The 1,667-nt window shown below is 46.0% G+C and carries 2 protein-coding genes and 1 pseudogene; all 3 read left to right on the top strand.

All coding sequences use genetic code 11. The annotated features are described in order from the left end of the window. A pseudogene (locus ACZMB2_RS14195) lies at positions 1-813 on the top strand (hypothetical protein); the annotation flags it as partial. Positions 814-858: 45 nt separating this feature from the next. Continuing rightward, a complete protein-coding gene (locus ACZMB2_RS14190) occupies positions 859-1,080 on the top strand; it encodes a PRTRC system protein C (protein ID WP_487597194.1) in 222 nt (73 codons plus the stop codon). Between the two features lie 36 nt (positions 1,081-1,116). After that, positions 1,117-1,667 (top strand): hypothetical protein (locus ACZMB2_RS14185; protein ID WP_487597193.1); only part of this gene is annotated, 551 nt, incomplete at its 3' end.

Below are 1,667 nucleotides of genomic sequence, written 5' to 3'. Positions count from 1 at the left end.
GCGGAAAATTTCGAGAAACAGGCAGAAAAGGCTACATCACAGGCCAAATCATCCAAAACTCCAACAGTACCGGCTGAATCAAAGGAAGCCAGGGAAAAACGGGAAAAGATGGAAAAGCTCCTCAAGAAGGCTGATGATGCAACTGCCGCAAAAAGGTTCTCCGAAGCAATGACATGGCTGAAACAGGCACGAGTGCTGGCTCCTTCAGAAAAACAGAAGGAGATTGATGCCAGGATGCAGGAAGTACAGAAACAGGCCAGCGAAGGAAGTCTGTTCGGTATGGCAGAGGAACCGAAGCCGGTAATTCCCCAACCACAAGGCAATATGAACGGTCAGTCACAGCCCGGTATGCAAACAAGCATATTCCCAGAGCAGCAGACCCATACTATGAATCCTGAACCTGTCATGCAGCCTGCTCCACAGGGAATGCCTCAACCGGTATATGGAATGAACGGAGCATATATCCAACCTGCTCCAAACCGCCCCGTAATGCAAGGAACAGGTATGCCACAAGGAGCTACAATGCAGCCCTATCCGCAGCAGCAGGCTTACCAGCCTGAGGCGGTTCCTTATCCACAACAGCAGGTACAACAGCTGACAAACGGCCATATACCGAACGGAACGGCACAGGTACAGAACGGAAACGGACGGGAATACCAGACTGCACCGACAACCCATGATACATTCTGCTTCGATCCGGAAGACGAGAATGACAGGGAACTTCTAAGAGAGGACCCGTATGCGGAATATCCGGATTTTCCGGCTGAGTACCGGATGAAGGATGAGGCACAGGTAGAAATGGTATACTGCTGATATATAAAAATAAATGATTTGTAAAACCAATAAACAATAAACAATATGGCACTGGAAATTAAAGGAATGAAAAGAGTATTCAAGATGAAGAAGAACAGTCAGGAAATCGTACTGGACGATCCGAACGTAAACATGTCTCCGCCTGAAGTGATGGACTTCTATTCAATGAACTATCCGGAACTGACCACCGCAACCGTACACGGACCGGAAATCGAAGACGACCGGGCAGTATATGAATTCAAGACAACCATCGGAGTGAAAGGGTAAGGACATGAAAAAAGGACAACGTAAAAATAAAAAAACATGTACACAACTTACGGAACGGGCTTTGGAAAATTTAGCCAGACTTATCATATCGGAACTCGAAAATACGGACATAAACCGGGGCATCAGGAGCAGAAAGAAAAGAAAACTCCCTCCCGCAGAAAGCCTCATGGTTTTCTGAACACGAGAATACCTTCCATCGCTCCCGATCTGTATGTTGAGAATGACAGGGATGTAACGGTAAATGTCACCACCAAAGAGAATTTTGATTTCCTGTACCGTTCAGCCATGAAGTATGCGCAGCTCCTGGGTGTGAAGCTGCCATACCATCCTACAGGCAGGACTTCCACAAGAGAGAAAATATGCCTGCTATATAATGCACTGGATTCCATAGTATCTCATCATGTAAATCTGGAACTTATCGGTGACAAGCTCCAGTTCTGTATTTATCATTTCCATGAATGGCCGGATTATACGCTTTTCTTTATGCCGATAGACTTTACGGAAAGGCTGCACGGTGAAATTAAAAAGATTACACTGGAGTTCATCAGAAGGTTCATCAAGTATCACAGGATGATGGATATAACCGA

It is taken from the genome of Hominiventricola sp. (genome assembly GCF_057604405.1).
Note: the sequence above shows the minus strand (reverse complement) of the source record. Positions and strands in the feature narration are given on the sequence as shown.